Source organism: Microbacterium sp. A93 (assembly GCF_051842835.1).
Genome location: NZ_JBPXMT010000006.1, coordinates 1 through 19,248, shown reverse-complemented (window position 1 = coordinate 19,248; position 19,248 = coordinate 1). Strand labels below are relative to the sequence as shown.

13 protein-coding genes and 2 pseudogenes are annotated in these 19,248 nt (G+C 61.2%); 5 read left to right on the top strand and 10 right to left on the bottom strand.

Annotated features, from left to right (window positions below):
- The 6 genes from ACSU1G_RS15720 to ACSU1G_RS15695 all read right to left on the bottom strand — a co-directional run bounded on the left by ACSU1G_RS15720 (position 1) and on the right by ACSU1G_RS15695 (position 6,590).
- Positions 1 to 1,416: a sugar nucleotide-binding protein gene (locus tag ACSU1G_RS15720; protein WP_439280906.1), complete on the bottom strand. Its 1,416-nt coding sequence runs from the start codon at positions 1,414 to 1,416 to the stop codon at positions 1 to 3.
- Positions 1,417 to 1,424: 8 nt separating this feature from the next.
- Positions 1,425 to 2,423 carry a dTDP-glucose 4,6-dehydratase gene (rfbB, locus tag ACSU1G_RS15715; protein ID WP_439280905.1) on the bottom strand — a complete coding sequence of 333 codons (999 nt, stop codon included), beginning with the start codon at positions 2,421 to 2,423 and terminating at the stop codon, positions 1,425 to 1,427.
- Positions 2,424 to 2,554: 131 nt separating this feature from the next.
- Positions 2,555 to 3,538, bottom strand: a complete 984-nt coding sequence (locus ACSU1G_RS15710; RefSeq protein ID WP_439280904.1) for a Gfo/Idh/MocA family oxidoreductase — start codon at positions 3,536 to 3,538, stop codon at positions 2,555 to 2,557.
- Positions 3,535 to 4,659, bottom strand: a complete 1,125-nt coding sequence (locus ACSU1G_RS15705) for a DegT/DnrJ/EryC1/StrS family aminotransferase (protein ID WP_439280903.1) — start codon at positions 4,657 to 4,659, stop codon at positions 3,535 to 3,537. The genes ACSU1G_RS15710 and ACSU1G_RS15705 overlap by 4 nt, the downstream gene beginning before the upstream one ends.
- Complete coding sequence (locus ACSU1G_RS15700) at positions 4,649 to 5,263, bottom strand: acyltransferase (RefSeq protein WP_439280902.1); 615 nt, start codon at positions 5,261 to 5,263, stop codon at positions 4,649 to 4,651. The genes ACSU1G_RS15705 and ACSU1G_RS15700 overlap by 11 nt, the downstream gene beginning before the upstream one ends.
- On the bottom strand, positions 5,253 to 6,590 hold the full coding sequence (locus ACSU1G_RS15695) for a nucleotide sugar dehydrogenase (RefSeq protein ID WP_439280901.1): 1,338 nt from the start codon (positions 6,588 to 6,590) through the stop codon (positions 5,253 to 5,255). Before ACSU1G_RS15695 ends, ACSU1G_RS15700 begins: the two co-directional genes overlap by 11 nt.
- Positions 6,591 to 7,508: 918 nt before the next feature.
- Between ACSU1G_RS15695 and ACSU1G_RS15690 the strand changes: the two genes are divergently transcribed.
- Entirely contained in the window at positions 7,509 to 9,209 is a 1,701-nt protein-coding gene (locus tag ACSU1G_RS15690) for a right-handed parallel beta-helix repeat-containing protein (RefSeq protein ID WP_439280900.1), read from the top strand.
- Positions 9,210 to 9,304: 95 nt separating this feature from the next.
- On the opposite strand, the pseudogene ACSU1G_RS15685 reads toward ACSU1G_RS15690, so the two are convergent.
- From ACSU1G_RS15685 to ACSU1G_RS15675, 3 genes and pseudogenes are all read right to left on the bottom strand, one after another.
- Positions 9,305 to 9,556, bottom strand: a pseudogene (locus ACSU1G_RS15685) (IS110 family transposase); the annotation flags it as partial.
- A 290-nt stretch (positions 9,557 to 9,846) separates the two neighbouring features.
- A pseudogene (locus tag ACSU1G_RS15680) lies at positions 9,847 to 11,142 on the bottom strand (ISL3 family transposase); the annotation flags it as partial.
- A gap of 177 nt (positions 11,143 to 11,319) precedes the next feature.
- On the bottom strand, positions 11,320 to 12,552 hold the full coding sequence (locus tag ACSU1G_RS15675; RefSeq protein ID WP_439280899.1) for a lipopolysaccharide biosynthesis protein: 1,233 nt from the start codon (positions 12,550 to 12,552) through the stop codon (positions 11,320 to 11,322).
- Positions 12,553 to 12,899: 347 nt separating this feature from the next.
- Between ACSU1G_RS15675 and wecB the strand changes: the two genes are divergently transcribed.
- The 4 genes from wecB to ACSU1G_RS15655 all read left to right on the top strand — a co-directional run bounded on the left by wecB (position 12,900) and on the right by ACSU1G_RS15655 (position 17,522).
- Positions 12,900 to 13,988 carry a non-hydrolyzing UDP-N-acetylglucosamine 2-epimerase gene (gene wecB / locus ACSU1G_RS15670; protein ID WP_439280898.1) on the top strand — a complete coding sequence of 363 codons (1,089 nt, stop codon included), beginning with the start codon at positions 12,900 to 12,902 and terminating at the stop codon, positions 13,986 to 13,988.
- A 135-nt stretch (positions 13,989 to 14,123) separates the two neighbouring features.
- A complete protein-coding gene (locus ACSU1G_RS15665) occupies positions 14,124 to 15,305 on the top strand; it encodes a glycosyltransferase family protein (protein WP_439280897.1) in 1,182 nt (393 codons plus the stop codon).
- A gap of 285 nt (positions 15,306 to 15,590) precedes the next feature.
- Positions 15,591 to 15,953, top strand: coding sequence for an acetyltransferase (locus tag ACSU1G_RS15660; RefSeq protein ID WP_439281268.1), 363 nt, complete (start codon positions 15,591 to 15,593; stop codon positions 15,951 to 15,953).
- 297 nt (positions 15,954 to 16,250) lie between these two features.
- The gene (locus ACSU1G_RS15655; RefSeq protein ID WP_439280896.1) at positions 16,251 to 17,522 is read left to right on the top strand and encodes an IS30 family transposase; all 1,272 of its coding nucleotides are present in this window, start codon (positions 16,251 to 16,253) and stop codon (positions 17,520 to 17,522) included.
- A 76-nt stretch (positions 17,523 to 17,598) separates the two neighbouring features.
- Here ACSU1G_RS15655 and ACSU1G_RS15650 read toward each other — a convergent pair whose 3' ends face one another.
- Positions 17,599 to 18,831 carry an ISL3 family transposase gene (locus ACSU1G_RS15650; RefSeq protein ID WP_439280895.1) on the bottom strand — a complete coding sequence of 411 codons (1,233 nt, stop codon included), beginning with the start codon at positions 18,829 to 18,831 and terminating at the stop codon, positions 17,599 to 17,601.
- Between the last annotated feature and the right edge of the window lie 417 nt (positions 18,832 to 19,248).

Here is a 19,248-nt window from a genome sequence, read left to right as displayed (position 1 = left end):
CTACGGCAGGGACACCGAGAGGTATTCCTCCAGCGCTTCCCACTGATCCCTCGGAGCGAACCCGGTGGCCTCGAGTTTGGCCAGGTCCAGGACGGAGTTCAGCGGGCGCTGCGCCACGGCCTTGCCGCCGAAGTACTCTTCGGTGCTCACCTCGGACACGTCCGACGCCGGCCGCCCGGTCGCCGCGTACACCCGGCGGGCGACTTCGGCCCAGGATCCCGGCTCCCCCGCATTGGTGACGTTGTACGTCCCGTAGGGGGCGTCTCCGTTGCGCAGGTGGACGATCGCCTCGGCCAAGTCCCGGGTGAAGGTCAGCCGTCCCAGCTGGTCGGACACCACGGACGGTGCGATGCCTCGCTCGGCCAGTTGCTGCATGGTGCGCACGAAGTTCTTTCCGTCCCCGATCACCCAAGAGGTCCGCAGCAGGTAGTGGCGGGGAACTACCCCGACGGCGAGGTCCCCGGCGGCCTTGGACGTCCCGTAGGCGTTCACCGGGTGCAAGGCATCGGACTCGGAGTACGCGCCGTCCTTCGCCCCGTCGAACACGTAGTCCGTGGAGATATGGATCAGGGTCACCTGGTGCTGGGCGCAGGCAGAGGCCAGCCGCGCCACGCCCTCAGCGTTGGCCTCCCAGGCAGCCCGGCCGCCATGAGGCGTCTCGGCCTCATCGACCGCGGTGTAGGCGGCGGCGTTCACCACGGTGCTCACGCGGCGCCAATCAATACGCTCGACGGCGGCCGGGTCGGCCAGGTCGAAGCGGTCCCGTCCTAGGAACTCCACGCCCGGACGGTCGGCCAGCTGCTGGGCCAGCTCCCGGCCGAGCTGCCCGGTGGCCCCCAGCACCAGCGTGGTCGCCGGGGCCATGGGCACCACCTCCGCCAGCGGCGGGTGGGCGCGATCCTTGTCCGAGAGCTCGGCCTCGTCGAAGGGGATGGGCCAGTCGATGGCCACCGTGGAGTCGGCGAGGTTGAGGAAGGTGTACTGCTCCTGGGCCTCAGCGGACCAGTGGTCGTTCACCAGGTACGTGTAGGCGGTGTTGTCCTCCAGGGCCTGGAAGGCGTTGCCGACCCCACGCGGAACGAAGATCGCGGTGGACGGGTCAATCACGGCCGTGAAGACCGTCCCAAAGGTGCTGCCTTCACGCAGGTCCACCCAGGCGCCGAACACCGAGCCCGCGGCCACCGAGATGTACTTGTCCCACGGTTCGGCGTGAATACCCCGGGTGGTGCCACGGGTGGCGTTGAAAGAGATGTTGTTCTGTACGGGGCCGAAGTCCGGCAGGCCGAGCTCGGTCATCTTCTGCCGCTGCCAGTTCTCCTTGAACCAACCGCGGTTATCCCCGTGCACCGGCAGGTCGAAGAGCGTGAGCCCCGGGATGGTGGTGGGCTGAGCAACGAGTTGCTTTGCATACTCCATCTACAGATTCACTGTCCCGTCAACTGGTACTTGGCCTCCGCTGCAGCCTTCTGGGGCCGCCACCATGCATCATTATCCCGGTACCACTGCACAGTGGCTTCCAATCCCGCCTGGAAGTCGGCGTATTGCGGGAACCAGCCCAGCTCGGTGCGCAACTTGGTGGAATCGATCGCATAACGCAGGTCGTGGCCCGGGCGGTCCACCACGTGATCGTAGGCGCCGGCGGGTTGGCCCATGATCTCCAGGATGTCCTCAATGACGTCCTTGTTGTTCCGCTCACCGTCGGCCCCGATGAGGTACGTCTCCCCCACGACGCCCCGTTCGAGAATGGTCAGAACTGCCGAGGAGTGGTCATCGGCGTGGATCCAGTCCCGAACGTTGAGCCCCTCCCCGTACAGCCGGGGACGCACACCGTCGATCACGTTGGTGATCTGCCGCGGGATGAACTTCTCCACGTGCTGGTAGGGACCGTAGTTGTTGGAGCAGTTGGAGAGGGTGGCCCGCAGCCCGAAGGAGCGCACCCAGGCCCGCACCAGCAGGTCCGAGCCAGCCTTGGTGGCGGAATACGGGCTGGAGGGGTTGTACGGGGTGGTCTCGGTGAAACGCTCCGGGTCCTCCAACTCCAGGTCCCCGTAGACCTCGTCCGTTGAGATGTGGTGGAACCGAACATCATGCCGGCGGGCGGCCTCGATGAGCGCGTAGGTGCCCATGATGTTCGTGTCCACGAAGGGCCGCGGATCATTGAGCGAGTTGTCGTTGTGGGACTCTGCCGCGTAGTGCACCACAGCGTCCACCTGAGGCATGAGCTCCTCCAGCAGGTCGACGTCCGCGATGTTCCCCTGCATGAACGTCATCCGGTTCGCGGGCAGTCCGGCCAGGGAGGCGCGATTGCCAGCGTAGGTCAGCTTGTCCAGCACAATGACGCGGTGGTCAGTGGACTCCAAGACATAGTGGACGAAGTTGGACCCGATGAATCCGGCGCCGCCGGTAACGAGGAAGATGCTCACAGGTCTACGGTAGTTGCGTGCCTTCCCGGAGTCCCCGGTGCCGGGTACTCAACCAGCACTCGTGACTGGGGACACCCCGTTCGAGCCGGACAGACCGGGGCGCGTTGACAGCCCCGGTCCGCCCGGATCACTCATGAGCCGTTGAAGGTTCCGGAGACCGACGGCCCATTGATGACGGCCTCGGCGGCCCGAAGCGTGTGGAGCCCATCCTCCAAAGTCACGATCCCTTCGGTACCGTGGAGGATCGCATCGCGGAAGGCCTCGTGCTCGGTCTTCAGCGGTTCCTGCTTGGGGAAGGCGAATCGTGTGACGTTCCCTTCCTTGACGCCTCGGAAGCTGGCCAGAGCCTCCCATTCCGTTTCGACACTGCCGTTCTCGTAGAACGTCAGATCGGCGGTGAGGGTGTCTGCCACGAACGCCCCCGCCTCCCCGGTGACGGTGGTGACGCGTTCCTTCATCGGTGAAAGCCAGTTGACGAGGTGGTTCGTGATGATCCCGTTCTTGAGCCTGCCAGTGACGGCGATCAGGTCTTCCCGGCCGTCGCGGACCAGAATGGCGGATTGAGAGTGAATCTCGGCAAATCGCTCCCCACCCAACCACATGGTCAGGTCCAGGTCGTGTGTGCCCAGATCGCGAGCGACTCCCACGTCCGTGATGCGGCCAGGGAACGGCCCCTGCCGGCGCGTAGCAATCTGGTGCACCTTACCGAGCTCTCCGGCTTCCAGACGCCGCTTGAGTTCCTGAAGGGCCGGGTTGAACCGCTCGATGTGACCCACTGCTCCGACGAGACCTCGAGCCGCAAACGCATCGACGAGCCGCTGGCCGGCTTCCGCGTCCGCGGCGATGGGCTTCTCGATGAAAGTGTGGATCCCGGCCTCGGCAAGCTTCATACCGACGGTCTCGTGGAATGCCGTCGGTACTGCCACTACCGCAGCGTCGAGTCCGTGAGCGATGAGACCGTCCACATCCGTGTACAACGCAACGCCAGGGGCTGCGCCGTGGACATCTCCGCCGGGATCCGACACGGCTACCAGTTCAACGCCGTCCAGGTTCCGGAGGACACGGGCATGGTGGCGGCCCATCATGCCCAGGCCGATCAGTCCGACGCGGATCATGCGGAAGCCCCTGCCCGTGCCACTGCGTCGACAGCAGTGACGATTCTCTGGAGGTCACTTTCCTCCAGAGCCGGGTGAACGGGAAGCGAGAGCACTTCCTGAGCGGCGCTCTCGGTGTGCGGCAGGTCCGCCTCCACCAAGAACGACTCGAGCCGGTTCACGGGGACCGGGTAGTACACCCCGGCACCCACACCGTGTTCGTCCTTCAGCGCCGTGACGAATGCGTCTCGTTCCTGCGCCGTACTACCCGAGAGTCGGATGGTGTACTGGTGGTACACGTGCGTTGCTTGCCCTGCTACCTGAGGTGTCACCACACCGCTCAAGCCTGCGAGACCTTCGTCTAGCACGGCGGCATTCGACTGACGCCGGGCGGTCCAGTCGAGGATCTTGGTGAGCTGCACCCGACCAATCGCCGCATGGATGTCCGTCATGCGGTTGTTGAGTCCAACCACCTCATTCCGGTACTGCTTCTCCATACCTTGGTTGCGCAATACGCGGACCCGTCGAGCGAACTCACCGTCGTTCGTGGTCACCATGCCGCCCTCTCCGGACGTCATGTTCTTAGTGGGATACAGGCTGAACGCTGCGAAGGACCCGAACGAGCCGACGGGCCGCCCATTCCACGACGAAGCGTGGGCTTGAGCTGCATCTTCGAGGATCGCCAGGCCGTGCTTCTCTGCCAGAGCCTCGAATCCGTCCATGTCAGCGGCCTGACCATACAGATGCACGGGCATGATCGCGCGTGTCCGCTCCGTCACTGCTTCAGCGGCAGACGAAGGATCGAGGTTGAAGGTTCGCGGATCGATATCGGCAAACACTGGAGTCGCCCCGGTGAGGGCTACAGAGTTGGCCGTCGCCGCGAAAGTGAATGCAGGAACAATGACCTCGTCTCCGGCACCGATACCGGCTGCCAGCAATCCCAGATGGAGCGCTGACGTGCCGGAGTTCACAGCCACGCTGTGCGCGCCGGGGACGAGGACCTCGCTGAACTCCACCTCAAAGGCGGCGACCTCTGGACCCTGCGCAACCATGCCCGTGGACATGACCCGGTCCACCGCTTGACGCTCCTCTGCGCCGATCTGTGGCTTGGCCACCGGAATGGTGGTTCCCTCAAATGCCATGCTGTTCCCCTGATTCCAATTGTCCGTTCATTTCCACATACCAGTCTCCGCTGACCGGGCGCACCCAGGCATCTCCGTCCGACTCGAGCTTGCGCCCTGCCGGCCAAACCCCGCCGATCCGACGGGCAGGGACGCCCGCAACGAGAGCGAAATCGGGAACGTCCCTAGTGACCACGGATCCGGCCGCGACCATGGCCCAAACACCGATGGTCACGGGAGCGACGCACACGGCTCTGGCGCCCACCGAGGCGCCACTCCTTAGCGTGACCCCGACTGCTTCCCAGTCGCCAGCAGACTTCTGGGACCCGTCCGGTGCGATAGCGCGAGGATAAGTGTCGTTCGTCAGGACGGTTGCCGGACCGATGAACACGCCTTCTTCGATAACGGTCGGCTCGTAGACGAGCGCGTAGTTCTGTATCTTGCGGTCCGCTCCGACGCTGACAGCCGTCCCGATGTACGATCCCCGGCCCACGATGGTTCGGGGGCCGATCTCGGCCGCCTCTCTCACTTGGGCCAGGTGCCAGACCTTAACGCCCTCCTGAAGCGACGTGTCTTCCGCGATGTCAGCCGTCTCCGCCACAAAAACGGTTGGATCAACGCTCACGCCCACCGGTCCAATCCCCAGAAGTCGACTGGTCCAGCGGCCTACCAATCGTGCGGACCGTCACGCCGTCCCACCTGGTGGCGTCGAGGATGCTACGACCGTCGATCAGGGTGCGGATGCCGGGCAAGTCGGCCGACATCCACTCCTTGTAATCGGCGTGGTCAGCCTGAAGTACAGCCGCGTCTACGGGAGTCGAACCCTGCGTGTATGCGGTGAATCCGTAGTTGGCCAGTTCCTCGTCCGAATACATCGGATCGTGGACGAAGACCGTGGCTCCCCTGCTCTCCAACGCGCTCACCGAACTGAAGACGCCCGAGAACGCAGTCTCTTTCACTCCACCGCGGTAGGCGGCCCCTAGCACTACAACAACCTGCCCCTGGAGATTTCCGTGCACACCTTCGAGCAGTCCAACCGTGTAGTCCGGCATTCCAGCATTGGTTTCTCGGGCCGACCGGACAATCGTCGCTGCAGGATCATTCCATAAATAGAGGCGAGGATAGACCGGAATACAGTGACCCCCGACGGCGATGCCAGGACGATGGATGTGCGAGTAGGGTTGCGAATTGGACGCCTCAATAACCTTGTAGATGTCAATTCCCTGCTCAGAGGCGTAGCGAGCAAACTGATTGGCAAGTCCGATATTAACGTCTCGGTAAGTAGTCTCCGCCAGCTTGGCAAGCTCCGAAGCTTCAGTAGACCCAAGATCCCAAACTCCGTTGGGTCGTGCCAAGTCCTCTCGATCATCAAAGTCAAGTACTGCTTCGTAGAAATCCTTCGCAACGCGTGCGCCATCTTCGCTTAAGCCGCCAATCAGCTTCGGGTACTTTCGTAGATCAGCGAAGACGCGGCCAGTAAGAACCCGCTCGGGTGAAAACACCAGGTGGAAGTCCTTGCCCTCAGCCAGTCCGGAGCCCTGCTCGAGCATGGGCTTCCAGCGGTTCCGTGTGGTTCCCACCGGAAGAGTCGTCTCAAAGGAAACCAGGGTACCCGGAGTGAGATGATTAGCTAGCTCAGTGGTAGCAGCGTCCATCCAGCCAAAATCGGGCCTTGCGTCGTCGTCCACGAACAGCGGTACGACCAGGACAACCGCATCAGCTTGCGGCACCGCTTCACCGTACTCGGTGGTGGCACGAAGGGTACCGTTCGCCACTGCTGTGGCGAGGTTCTCCTGAAGGAGATCCTCGCCAGGGAAAGGCTCGTGTCCTCGATTGACCATCTCGACGACATTCTGGTTGATGTCCACCCCGATGACAGAATGCCCCTTTGAGGCGAACTGGACGGCCAGCGGGAGACCGATTTTTCCGAGAGCAATTACAGCGATGCGCATAGATCTCCACAACCGTTGGTTTCATATCGGTGCCTCGCAGCACGCGGCGAAGCCTATTAGGAGAATACCCGTTGAGTTAGCGCAACATCGCCCTTACGTCAGCCTGGCCTACACCGAGACTGGCGGAATACAGTGCCGTCGCTTTAGTCGGGACCGTCGGGGAATCTTACGCTCGTCAATCTTCGTGAGCCGAGTCTGGAGGGGGTTCGGGAGTCTCTACCGGCGCGGGTTGACCCGCTCTTGCGATGGGCACCTCAGGTGCCTCCGCCTTCAACTCTCAGCCGTCCGGTCGTGAGTCCCTCCGCGTTGTGGCCGGAGGTGCGTGACATGACCAGGATCCTGAAACCGTCTCGCGGAACGTCCGCTTGACAGTCCTGTCCACCCGCCATCGGCATCGGCATCGATACCCGCATACTCCTCCTCGTCACTGCAGTCTTGGACCTCGTCGGTGAAATCCCCGACAGCTCCACGATCCCCATCGAGACCGTTGGCGACCGAGACCTGCTGTAGCGGGCCCGCGATGCACAGAACGCGGCCCGGGCCGCGCTGGCCGGCTACGCCGCAGCCATCCCCACGACAGTCGTTGCCTCCGTAGGGATGCTCCGCCAGCTCACCATCGCCCATGACACCGCGGTCACGGCCTGCCCCTCGCCCATGGTGACTTTGAAGGCCATGCTGGTGCACGCGCATGGGGGGGATTGAGAGGTGGCCGGTCAGACTCAGACCATGATGGACAGGCGCCTGGCCGCACGCGCCCCGCACCCCACGTCATTGCCGTCAGCACGGAAAACAGCTGGCCGTCCTCCCTTTTCCTATTAGGGCCGACAATCCGAGGGTGTTAGCCTCGGGACTCGCCTAATGCACAGTTCGGAACACCGCGATGAGCAGAATTGCTCCCTGCCAGAGCAAGGAATCACGTTGACCACGGAGAATCGCCAAAAATCAAGTCGACGAACTGTTCTAGCAGCCATCACAGGACTCACGTCGATCGCACTCGGCGGGGCCATCAAGCAGAACGCCGCCCCAAAGGAGACGAGCGGGCCCGCGTCCAACGACGCAACGTCGACGTTCGTCGGGAAAGGATTCGGCGACCTATCAGGATTTTCCGCCGCCCTGGCCTCCTTGTCTTCCGGCCAAACGTTAGTCGTCGAAGGCACGGTTGGACTTTCTTCTACCGTCGCGATCGATACCCCAGACGTCAGAATAGAGTTCGCACCGGGGGCGAGGATCGTCACAGACGTCACGAACGCAGACGCGATCACGATCAATGCTTCTGGAGTAACAGTCTCCGGAGCCGAGATCCACTCCCCGCAGGTATTCGATGCGACGAACGCAACGCCGACCTTCGGAGTCGTCCGCATCACGGCAGAAGACGTCAGCGTAGACGGCCTCAGGCTCACGAATGTTCCCACAGTAGGAATATTCTTTGATGGAGTCCGAAGCGGCACCGTGTCCGATTGCACGATCCGTGGGAACTACCCCGCTGATTCCTGGACGGGTTCTGAGACAGCCCATTTCGGCATTGCCTACGACCCATCCGAGAATGGCGGGCGAATAAAAATCACCGGCAACCACATCATGGACTGCGTACAAGGAATATTTCTTGGGAATTATGGGGCAGGCTCAAACGCGTACGGTTGCGTCATTGCCGGCAACATCCTCGAAGGCTGCCACAACCATGGTGTCTACTCCTCCTCCGGAACAGACGCGTGTTCCATCACGGCCAACACCTTTGCACGATGCTCCATGCCCATAGCTCTCACCGGCCGAGCCCATGCGATTACCGGAAATACCATGTACACCCACGCCACGGGGCATCATCTCGATGTCTCGTCCGTCAGTATCCGAGAAGCTATTGATTGCATCATCACAGGCAACACCATCGTGGGCGACGCAGCGCCAGATACAGCCGTGGTCGACTTGAGTAATTACAAAACCGACTCGTTTGAGATTTCGCGAAACATCATTTCGGACAATACTATTTATATCAAGGATGGGATGTCGGTTGTCATTCGGCTCGGAAGAGACGGACACACCAGGCAAATGATAGACAATGTTATTTCTAATAATATAATACGAGCTCCGGGAATAGAGAATCTGGGGGTCATCACTCTTGCACCATCCCCCGGTAAGAACTACGGAAATAGAGTTCTGGGAAACACCATCACCCTTCACGGATTGACTCACGGAATTTTTGCCCGAGATTTATCCCATCTTACTATACATGGAAATAGTTTTCGTTTCGAGGCTAACAGCGTAACACCGAAAATTGTCGGAGGCGTTACATTGGCCAAGTGCAAACGACCCGAAGTCTCGGGGAATACGTTTTACACTGCCCCGGGATTCGGCTTAAACATGAATATTCGAGCCCTGTATGAACTACCGGGAAATAGTGATGGGCAGTACGGACCGAATAATTACGACGCATCAAACGCGTCTTCATTCACGAGTCTGTCCCTGGCGGCGGGCACCTCGCCCACCCTGAACGAATCGGGACCGGGAGTACCGACGTTCTTTGCAGCGCCTGGATCAGTGTGGAGACGGACAGATGGAGGTGCCGGCTCCACCTTCTACGTCAAGGAGACCGGTGCGCTAGAAAGTACATGGGCAGCAAAATAGGCAGCGACACCACTCGACTTGGCTCAGAATTAGTGCCCTGACTGGCTGAGACTGTTGAGGATTTCCTTGTCTTGGGGGTGCCCCTATGTTCTCTGTCAAGCGACGGCGGGGGTTTTCACTTCGTAGAGGATGCCGTCGCGGAGCATGGCGTAGATGACGTCGCAGCGGCGTCGAGCCAAGGCGATCAGGGCCTGGTTATGTTTCTTACCCTGGGCTCGTTTGCGGTCGTAGTAGGCCCTCGAGAGCGGGCCCTTCAGGGCGGCGAAGGCCGAGAGGAACAGGGCCCGTTTGAGGATCTTGTTGCCCCGTCTGGAGGAGTGGTCTCCACGGATCGAGGACTCGGACCTGACTCGTGCCACATTTAGTGCGCAGATTTCGCCGCGATTGAGTTGAGGATTTCCTGGGTGTCGGCGTCGATTGCCGGGGCGGCGGTGAGTTCGTGGCCGTTGACGTCGATCGTGACCGACCGCAGCGGCCTGAGCGTCTGGACGAGCTTCTTGATACTGACCTCGGTGACGTCCTGCAGGTGGCGGGCGACGGCCAGGGCGCAGAACACCACGGTCAGGTGCGCCTCGATGGAGTCTCGCTGGTGGTGGAACATGGGCCGGGCCCGGATATCGGGCTCTTCACAATCAACGTGTAGACGGGGCCTGAATCCACCGGATTCCAGCAGGGAACGGGCGATGTAGTTGGGCAGGTTCCGGAAGCCCAAGGCAGACCCGCGCAGGTGCTCGAGCCGGCCGTTGATCGCCTCGGTAGGACCGTTGGAAGTGCCGGGGCGGTCGAAGTAGGCCAGGATGTCCGCCGACCTCTTCTTCAACGTCCTGCCCAGCGCGGCCAGCTCGGTGAGCTTCTTCGGCACGGCCCGGCCCAGCTTGGTGATCAGTGACTGCATCATCGTCTTGCCCTTCGTCCGGACCGGTTCCCGGTAGGCGGCGACCATGTGCTGGTAGAACACCCACGTCGCCTCGACCTCCACATGCTCATCACCCTCGAAGGCGTCCTGGATGCGAGAGTACTGCCGATCAGTCAGCAGGTCAGCCCCGGTGAGCAGGGTGCGCCGCGCCTTGTACAGCGGATCCTCCTTGCAGCCGCGGTGGCCGAGGACATGTTGCTGGACCCGCCGCCGACACTTCTCCACGGCATCCCCGGCCAAGCGGACCACGTGGAAGGGATCCATGACCGCGGTCGCCTCGGGCAACTCTTCCTCCGCCGCGGTCTTGAACCCGGTGAACCCATCCATGGCCACCACCTCGATCCCGTCCCGCCAGACCTGGTCGCGCTCGGCGAGCCAGGTCTTGAAGGCCTTCTCGGAGCGGCCCTCGACCATGTCCAACAGCCTGGCCGGGCCGGTCCCGGCGCGTAGCGGTGTGCGGTCGATGATCACGGTGACGTACTTGTCCCCACGCCGGGGATGGCGCCACACGTGCTCGTCCACGCCGATCGCCGTGACCCCGTGGAATCGGGTCGGGTCGTCGATGAGCCTCCGCTGGCCCTCGACCAGTACGGCGTCGTTGGCGGTGTTCCAACGCACCGCCAGTGACTCGGCGACCCGGGCCACGGTCAGGTGCTGCAGCACGAGCGCTTCAAGCGCCCACCGCAGTGCACGGCGTGAAAGTTTGGCCATGGGTTCGGCCGCGGCGGTGGTGTCCTGGCGCCACACGTGGGCGCCGCCATCACACCGGTAGCGCCGGACCGTGATGTGCAGGCTGGACGGCCGTCAGCCCAGAGGCTCGTGGGCCAGCCGGCGAATCACCGTGCCGCGCGGGGTGCCCTGGGATCCGCAGCGGTGGCACCAGTCATCCGGGTCCACCACCTTGCAGGCCAGCACCGCCCGATCGGGTTCCAGGCGATGGCCGACGGCTTCGAGGCCGAGCTCGTCGAGTCGGCAGAACTTGGTCAGGTCACAGTCGCGGAAGGTAGCGTGGGACACGTCGAGGTCTTTCAGATGGGCAGTGTGAGAACTTCCATCTTCGGAAGGCCTCGACCTCTATCCAGCTAACGACGCGCCGATTCTCCGAGAACCTCGTCTACACGTTTGTGAAGAGCCTGGAAAGTACCTGGGCAGCAGAATAGGCAGCGACACCACACCCCGGCGTATCCCGTGCTCTCAGGTGACCGCTTCCTTCGGCGGGGAGATGTTTGTCGAAACGCGGTACACCAGAACAAGGAAAACCACGTAGCCGAAGGCGAAAACACCGGAGAGCAACCAGGTCATCAAGACAGGTCCGGCACCGGCCATCCCTGAGACGAGCGCAACGAGGAACAGCACCACGAACCTGCTGACGTCCCAAATGAACTGAGTTCTCCGTGCTCCCATGGCCACCAGCGCCTGCCCGAGGGGACCAGCAACAATCTGCGTTCCGATCATCAGCGCGAGCGCATCAACATATTGCCCGGCACCTGCATATTCGGACCCCAAGATGTTCAATAGCCACACATCGGGCACGAGCACGAATACCGCAATACTCACGAGCGCCGCGGGCGCCAAGATCCCAAACCAGCGCCGAAGCGCCGCGGCACTCGACGAACCTCCGCGAACGGCGCTACCGAGACTCCCCGTGACAACAGGAAGAAGGCCAGCTGTCACAAATCCGGCTGGCGCCACCAGGAGCCTCTGTATGGCTGAGAAAACGCCTGCATCCTCAGGTGTGTGAAACAGCGATATTGCAAGCAAGATAGCCCAAACACTCAATGCATTCATTACCCCACCGACGCAGAGGAGCAGCGAAGATCGGATCAGCGACCGTTTTCGGGAAGCTGAAGGGGACACACTTGATACGTCGCTTCGAGGCTGGGACCTCTGCGCAATCAATGTTGCTATGTATCCGACGGCAAAGCCAAGTTCGATTCCTTTGAAGCCGGGCCATGCAAGGCCAATGGGTACCTGTGTACCGACTTGACCAAACCCATTCACGGTCTTGGCGAGTCCGATCCGCCTGTATTTGTGCTGCCTGATCAGCATCTGCATGGATACCGCACTACCAGCGATGGCCAGACATGTGAGGCCGAACATCAGGGCGACCAGAGGTTCATTGGGCCTGATGAGCACTCCGAATGCGACAGCTGCCATGAGACTGCCGACGAGAGTGACCTTGAAGGTGTAACTGTTTATCCATCTCGCCTCAATGTCACTGGCAGACGGAATCAAGAATTCCATTCTCATGGTCAGGACGGGCGCCAAGATACTCGCCAAGGCCAGGAAGGTAGTCGCGACGCCCAATGCGGTGGGTCCATAAATGCCAGCTATGAATGGAGTGGCGCCAATGATCAACATCTGACTGACGACCATGCCTACAGTAATCCAGCTGGCCCCAGATACCTCGCGACTGAAATTACTCATTATTCTCCATTGATAACAAGAGGATAGTTGTGAGAATGCCCGTCCGAGAATCAGTAAACGCACACCCGCTCATTTGATACTGATATGTCGGCGGCGTTCTGTTGCTAGACGGTCGCGCTCCTCAGCCGCGACCAAGCATACGTCGCTATCGATCGAAAACTCTCAGAAACGGGCGACCTCCGCCTCCCGAGTGCAGTGACCTCCGGCTCCTCTCTACAGTAACGGTGGGGTTGGAGGGATTCGCAGTGCGGGATGGGGCAATCATTCCCCCTAGTATGGAATCTAGAGGGCAGTCGTTGCACACCAACTGGCTGTGAAATCATGCTTCCGCTCAGCTAGGAGAAATAGTGAAGATCTTGTCGGTCGTGGGTGCACGCCCGCAGTTTGTAAAACTCGCCGCGATCTCTCGTGGTATCGAACGTCTGAAGCAGGTCGGTCACGACCTTCAGCACACTATCGTCCACACGGGCCAGCACTACGACGCTGGCATGAGCGACGTATTCTTCAACGACCTACAGATTCCAACGCCCGACGTCAATCTCGCGATTGGGTCTGCAGACCATGGGGCTCAAACCGGCCGCATGTTGGAGGCCATCGAACAGGTCCTCATCAACGAGCGGCCCGACTGGACACTGGTATACGGAGACACGAACTCCACACTGGCTGGCGCGCTGGCCGCCACGAAATTGCATCTGCCCGTTGCACATCTGGAAGCGGGACTACGATCATTCAATCGTCGAATGCCGGAGGAGATCAACCGGATCCTGACAGACCATTCTGCTGATTTGCTGTTGGCGCCGACGACAGTTGCATCAGGTCACCTCGCCAACGAGGGACTGGCTGATCGCACCGTGGTCACCGGTGATGTCATGGCGGACGTCTGCCTATCCGTTGCCGCTTCGGTATCCACTGATCCGACAATGCTGCAGCTCCCGGAACGCGTCAATCCTGAGGAGCCCTACTTCGTCGCGACTATTCACAGGGCAGAAAACACTAACAGTGAAGCTCGTCTTCGACAGGTCATCTCAGGGCTACAGGCGCTCGATAGGCCGGTGGTCCTCTTTGCTCATCCCCGGCTGGTCAAAAAGGCTGCGGACGCAGGAATCGACCTCGATCGAGGTCAGGTCAACGTAGCCGCACCGGCGCCATACCCTCAGTTGATCGCCGCGGTACAGCGCTCGACTGGAGTAATCACTGACAGCGGAGGCCTGCAGAAGGAAGCCTACATTCTGGGAATCCCCTGCACTACTGTCCGATCTGAAACGGAATGGATTGAAACCCTCGCGGACGGTTGGAACGTACTCGTAACCGATCCGGCACTCCTCGCTTCCTCAGCGTCGCGCCCTCGCCCCAATTCTCCCCAAGGGTCCCCGTATGGGCACGGTGACGCCTCTGAGAAATCAGTTCAGGCCTTGATCCACGCTGACCGCGCATAATGCCGGTCAGGAGTCGTTACGCAGAAATATGAGGGGTATGCAGACGAGACCCTTGGACGACAATCCCCGTCCCCGTGTTCCTGCTAGTTGTTCCGGATCAATCTGCCTCACCAGTTAACCGAAGAAGGCATTGTCATGAAGATCGCCATATTCACCACGGCACACCCGCTCGATGACGTTCGTGTCTACAGCAAGTTTGCGAAATCCTTCCTCAGCCAAGATCTCGCACTTGACTGGATCGGACCTTCGAAATCCTACTTCGCAGGAGATGATTTTCGTGATTCGGCGATTACTTATAACCTGTTCAGTTCAAGCCAGGGAAAACTGGGTCGACTTTTAGCGATACCCCGTTCAGCCATACGACTTGCACAACACCGGGGCGCCGATTGGATCTATTGCCCGGACCCGGATGCGGCCGCCGTCGCCGTCGCATTGAAGCCACTGCATCGTGCTTCGGTCATTTTCGACGTTCATGAGGAATTCCACACTGGCATCCTCTCGAAGTGGCTAGGCCATAGAGTCGGGAGATCGGCAGGTAACGTGCTGGTTCGTGCTCTCCGGGTCGTCACGAAAAGGAGTGATCTCGTAGTCGGTGTCAGTCCAGCGGTTCTCACGCCTTATGTGGACCACATGAGAAGATCATTGATCGTCAAGAATTCTGCACCGGACTGGTTTGCGGACATCAGCGGAAAGTCTCCGTCGATCTCTGAACCCGCACATAAGATGCGCTTCTTTCATGGGAAGGCTTTGAATAGCAACGGGACCACGGAGGTCCTGGAAGCACTGAGCATTGTGCCCGATGGGGTTGACGTCCTCATGTTTCCGTCGCCCGGAGAAAAGACTGGACTGCCATATATGTCAGGCTTCGACAGCCTGGTAGATCAGCATGGAGTGCGGAGCAAGTTGGCTTTTCGCGACTCGGTACCCCATGCATCCGTTCCGTCACTCATGGACAGCTGTCACGTGGGCATGATTGGTTACGGTCGGGAACTGGGTAGGGCGAGCCTCCCGAACAGGCTCTTTGAGTACATGGCTCGGGGATTAGCCGTGATGGCTCCGACCTATTCGCCCCTCATTCGCGAGATCGTTGAATCGTATGAAGTGGGGATCTGTCGTGACTTCGAGGATCCCCGTTCCATCGCCGATGGAATCAGATGGTTCCGAGATCATCCCGAAGAAGCAGTCTCCATGGGGGCCAGGGCACGAGAGGCGTTCCTGGAAGAATTCAGCTGGCAATCCGAGTATATGAAAATGAGCTCGGCCATGGAGGAGATTCACTCCACCGGGTTGACTGCAGCCAAAGATTTCACTATCTAACGAAGCAGATGCTGCTCATACATTGTTTTTCGATGTACTTTTACAAGTCGCCTTAGTTCTCAGGAGGTCCAATAATTGAAGGTATCAAGGGAAAGCGACGCCTACCTGCGACTCAGGACTGCTCGCAATGTGTTCTCACAGTGGAAACACGGTCTGAATCGTTTACCTTCGACGGTCTCTCTGCATTCAACGGCGATCGTTTCGAATGATTTGGTGGCCGAAGAGTACGTTTTCATCGGTCGGCAGTGTGAAATCGCCCCGAATACGTCTATTGGGCGCTACTCCATGCTGGCTTCCGGGGCATGCGTCATAGGCGGTGACCACATCCACGATGCCGTTGGCCAACCCATGCAATTCTCAGGTAGACCCCGACTCGGTTCTACTCACATCGCTCGCGACGTCTGGATCGGACGTAATGCGCTTGTCATGGCCGGCACGGCAATTGGCGAAGGTGCAATTGTGGCCGCAGGCGCAGTGGTTACGAAAGACGTTCGGCCATACACAGTCGTCGCCGGGGTCCCTGCAACTTTTGTCCGCAACAGGTTTGCGGACGACGAACTCGAAACCGAGCATTCCAGAGTCATCAATGGCCCACTCCTGAGACCATCCTTCGCCGGCCCACGCCTCCCCGAAGACGTCGATGGATAGATAGACGCCAAGCTCTCTCGGCGCGTACTGCGGTGATCTCCGAAGGTGCTGATGGTCGGCCATCTCCTGACTCGTGCCACTTCTGACTGATTCGACGGTTGTCAACCTGTTGTGAACCGTTCTATCGGGTGATGAGTGCTTGAAGGGTTGAGGGGATCTCGAGTCGGCTGCCGTCGTTGGCGAGGTTGATCGTGACCCGTTTTGGCGTGGCCGGATTCGTATCGCTCCTTCGGCAGGAAACCCGCCAGGCCAATTCAAGTGGTCAGTGCAATGCCCTGATTTCTGAGGTTGGTCGTCATGGGCTTCTCGTATCCTGTCGGTTTTCGTGCCAAGGTCATCGAAAGGGTGCTCGATGGGGCATCGACTGAATCGGTGGTCGCGTCCGAGGGGATCGCCTTGGACTCGGTCTATCGGTGGCTGCGATGGGCGGGCGTGAAGATGCGTCGGGGCGATACGGTGCACAACGAGTTCAGGGTGGTGTTCCCGCCCCCGCCGGTCGTAGACGTTGGAGGAGGGACCGGGCACGGTCGTCGACTGAATTTGGCGGACCGGACCCTGATCCAGCTCGGGCAGGAATCCGGTGCCAGGCCGGCGCAGATTGCCCGGATGGTCGGGGTTCATCCATCGTCGATCAGTCGGGAATTGGCCCACCATGGTCTGGTCCAACGGATCCAGAACGGGCAGGCTCAGTATGGGTACTCGGCGAAACTGGCCCAGTACCGGACCGACGTCGAACGGGCCAGACCGAAGAAGCGCAAACTCGACGAGGACTGCCACCGGCAGCTGCGCCAGGTGGTGGTCGAGGAGCTCAACGCCGGGTGGTCCCCGGCCCAGGTCGCAGTGAGACTGCCCGTGGACTACCCGGATGATGGTCGTATTCGGATCAGTCACGAAACGATCTATCAGGCCCTCTACGTCCAGTCGGCTGGATCCCTGCGTCATGAGCTGAAGGTCGAGAAGGTGCTGCGCTCGGGACGCACCGCCCGCAAGCCGGCCTCGAAGCTGCCGGCCCGCCAGAAGCGGCCCTGGCTGGCCGGGGCGATGCTGGCCGACCGGAACGAGAAGACCGCCGCTGAGCACGCCGGCCGGGCCGTGCCCGGACACTGGGAAGGCGACCTGGTCGTGGGCCCGGAGAGCTCCGGGGTCGTCACTCTGGTGGAGCGGGCCAGCCGGTTCAACCTGCTCGGGCGCCTGCCCGGCACCCGGGACTCCGAGACCGTGATCGACCGTTTGCAGCAGATGGTGCAGACCCTGCCGGAGGCGGTGCTGGCCTCGATCACCTGGGACCAGGGCAGCGAAATGGCCCACCACGCGAAGTTCACCGTGGCCACCGGATGCAAGGTCTACTTCTGCAATCCGCACTCGCCCTGGCAACGCCCCACGAACGAGAACTTCAATGGTCAGCGGCGCTGGGACTTCCCCAAGGGCACCAACTTCAACGACGTCACCGACGCCGAGCTGAAGGCCGTCCAGGACAAACTCAACTCCCGGCCACGCGTGATCTTGAAGGGATACACCCCCGCTGAGAAACTAGAGGAACTACTCACCGGCATTGCACTCACCCTCTGAATGAACCCCACTGATCTGGCAGGAAACCCCTGCTCAACCGGCCTACAAATAGTGGCGCTTCCGGGAAGTCCGTGGGTCAAGGGGTGGCTGGGTAGAGCTGTAGGCCGCCGAGGTGGAAGTAGATCGCGGTCTTGAAGTGTTCCCGGTTGCGGTAGCCGCGGGCGGAGACCCGGATGGCCTGGATACGGGAATTCAGGCCTTCTGCGCCGGCGTTGGTGATCGGGTGGGCGAAGTAGGACAGCATTCCCGCCTCGTGGCGCTTGAAGGTCTTGGCTGCGTCGATGATCGGCTTCAGCCGGGAGTGGGTGGCCCAGAAGTACCAGCGTTTGAAGTGCTTCGCCGCCCAGCCGCGGCGCTTGTACGACCAGAAGTGGCGCAGGTCTTCCTTGATCGCCCAGGCACGGCCGGTCTTCAGGTCCGCGGCCCGCAGGACGTCGAACCGGTCCTGGTGCTTGTCCGGCAGATTCTCGGCGGAGTACAGCCAGAGGTATTTCGTCCCGGCCAGGGCCTTGTCGCCGGTGGAGGCCAGTGCCCGGTTCTCCTGCTTGCGGACGGTGTCCACGGCCGTGGTCAGGTAGCCCATCAGGTGGTACCGGTCGAAGACGATCTTGTCCTCGGCATCGGACAGGTGCGCCCGCGTCGAGGCGGCGAAGGGCTCCCACATGTCCATCGCCACCGCCTGAATGCCCTCGAGCTGCTCGGGTGTGAACCTCTCGAAGTAGCCGTCCAGGCTGGCCTGGCGGCGTTCGTCGGCGATGTAGTCGACGGTGCCCGCGTTCAGGTCGGAGACCACCGTGATGTAGTCCTGTCCCTTCCCGGCCGCCTTCTCGTCGACCCCGACCTGATTCGGTGCCTCCAACGGTTTGACGGCCAGTCCGCGGGCCACGGCGCGGTCCATCAGGTGCCAGGCCTCGTCCCAGCTGACCCGCAGCAGCCGTGCGGCGGCGTTTACGTCGCAGGCCTGAAGGACGTCGATGGCCAGCCGCTCGAACAACAGCGTGAACCGCCCGTGCGGCTCGGCCCACGGTAGGCGTGCCTGACGCACCCCGTGCTCGGGGCAGGCCACCCGCGGCGGGTCGGCATGCAGGAAGGTCAGGAACGCACACGAGTCCAGATGCCGCCACGCCCGTTCCTCGGAGTGGTCATAGACGGCCAGTTCACGCCCGCAGTCCGGGCAGCCGAACAGGGTCCGGCCGGGGTGGACCACCCAGACATCGACCCTCCCATCCTCGGCCGAGAGTTCGACCCGGTCCACCTTCCACGGCGCTACCACGCCCAGCAGATGGCGGTACAGCTCGGTGTCGCGCATGAATCAATTCTGTCCCCGACCGGCCACTCACAACCAGCCACTACCCACGGAAAACCCCGAAGCGCCGTTAAAAGGCACCACCGTGCAGGGCGGGCCAAATATTCGCCGAGTCACGCCCGGCAGGTGCGACTCCAGTCTGCCAGCCGGTCCCAGACCAGCCACTAACCATTAGAGAATATTCGCGTCACTGGGGTCCACCGATAGTGCCGCTGGAGGCCAGTCGGTGATGCGCGCGTTCTTGTGGTGGGGAGCCACCGATGGTGTCCTTGGGAGCCACCCGACTGCATTCTGCGCCCAGGTCGCTGGGTGTATAGACGGGGTTCTCGGTAGCGGGTGTGTAGCGATCGGGTAGCAGTCGGGTAGGGATCCGGTAGCGCACCGGGTGGGGTTCTTCGGAGGATGTCTTTCATCTACAGC